Origin of the sequence: Clostridium frigoris (genome assembly GCF_018861865.1) — a bacterium.
Taxonomy (GTDB): Bacteria; Bacillota; Clostridia; order Clostridiales; family Clostridiaceae; genus Clostridium_AD; species Clostridium_AD frigoris.
Genome location: NZ_JAHLDV010000128.1, coordinates 1 through 1,827, shown reverse-complemented (window position 1 = coordinate 1,827; position 1,827 = coordinate 1). Strand labels below are relative to the sequence as shown.

The following is a 1,827-nucleotide window of genomic DNA, read 5'->3' as shown; positions in this document are numbered from 1 at the left end:
ACCTCCTTGTATAATCTAATTATAAGTTTGATAAGAAACTGTCCCTAAATAATACGAATGATTTCTTACTTATCTTTATTAATGTTTATGTTTATCCATTTCTAAATTTAATATTTATACTTATCTTTATTTTTGGTTTTTTATCACTTAGATTCCATTTAGAAAATCCAACTTAGCTATTTCACAATGTTATAATATTTCCTGAATAGAGAAAATAGATGTAAACCTCCTGAGAGGTATTTTTATACCTATACTCGTGAAATAGCGTATCATTCCATCAGTAAGTATTTTGTGTTTTAGCTGGTTGGGTTTCCAAATTTGGAACTACCCGTGTCACTAACAAGGTTGCAAACTAACTGATAGAAGTGGAATCTCTACTCTGCCCAATTTAAACAAAAGGAGATGTTTATTATTCCAAATTATTTAAACAGTACAGTTATAGGTATTGATGTTGCTTCGGCATTTTCTTTCGCTTCAATTCTTTGCCCTGACGGAAGTCAGTTTAGAAAACCATTCAAAATTAATCACACAGTTAAAGGTTTTAACTACTTTTTAGAGCAAATAAAAAAAGCGGAAGAAGAGTATGCCATGAAGCCTGTATTCTTCATGGAGTCCACTGGCGTGTACCACCTTACTCTTTTCCACTTTCTTAAGGATAATAAATTTGATGCATTCATTATCAATCCACTCGTTACTAATTGTAACAAGAATAAGGATATAAGGAAAGTGAAAAATGATAAAAATGATTCTTTATCTATCGCCAAATTAGGAAAATATGAAGATATTAAGGTTTCAAGTGATATTGATTTTAATATTTTTTCATTAAAACTTATGATTCGTGACTACTATAAGCTTATAGATGATCGCTCAAGCTATAAGAAAAAGCTTAGCAGTTCACTTACGCTCTCGTTTAGTGGATATCAAGACATCTTTGCTAACACATGTAGCAGCGCTTCAATAGGTATTTTAAAAGAGTACCCAACTCCTCAATTAGTTATTTCAGCCCCAAAGAAAGATATTATTGATATTCTTCTAAATTCAAGAAAAGGCATCAACTGGGCTGAAAAAAAGTACACTGAACTAATTGAATGCGCAAATGCAGCTAAATATATAAGCCTTTCGGCTCCAAGACTTTCGGTATCGATAACAACTTGTATATCACTATATGGAGCTATTGATAATGAAATAACTAAGCTCTTGAATGAAATTAAAAGTTTTATTGACAGCGATGAGCTACCAGCTACATTAAATAAAAACATTGATTTATTAATGACACTTGGTGGTGTTGGATATATCACAGCTGTAACTGTACTTGCTGAAATTGGGGCTATTGATAATTTTCTAAAACCTAAGCAGCTAGTCGCTTTTTTTGGTGTTGATCCAGCTGTAAATGAATCTGGTAAATTCAAAGGTGATAGAGTTAAAATGTCTAAACGTGGTACTCGTTTTGGTAGAAGAGCACTCTTTGCAGTTGCTTTAGCATCTATAAGACGCAAAAGAAATGGAGAGCCTACGAACCCTGTTTTGATCAAATACTACCAAGAAAATCTTAAAGGCAAAAAAGCTAAGGTTGCCTTAATTGCAATAATGCATAAGATTATAAAATACATATTTGCAATTTTAAAAAACCAAGAGGCATACCAGTTAAGAGATCCTAAGTTACACCAAAGAATGTATATAGAAAACCATTCTAGAGAAGTAGCTTAAGTTAGTCCTAAATAATTACTAAATTTACCATCGTTCGTGTTCTGAAATGGTCTTTTTGTTGTGTAATGAAATTGGCGACTACTTTCGCAGATTTACACTTGACTTTAACTAGCTGGTCTA

General features: G+C 32.1%; 1 protein-coding gene. It reads left to right on the top strand.

The features are described from left to right. The first annotated feature begins 411 nt into the window (after nt 1-411). On the top strand, nt 412-1,707 hold the full coding sequence (locus KPL37_RS19360) for an IS110 family RNA-guided transposase (RefSeq protein WP_216151703.1): 1,296 nt from the start codon (nt 412-414) through the stop codon (nt 1,705-1,707). Nucleotides 1,708-1,827: the final 120 nt, after the last annotated feature.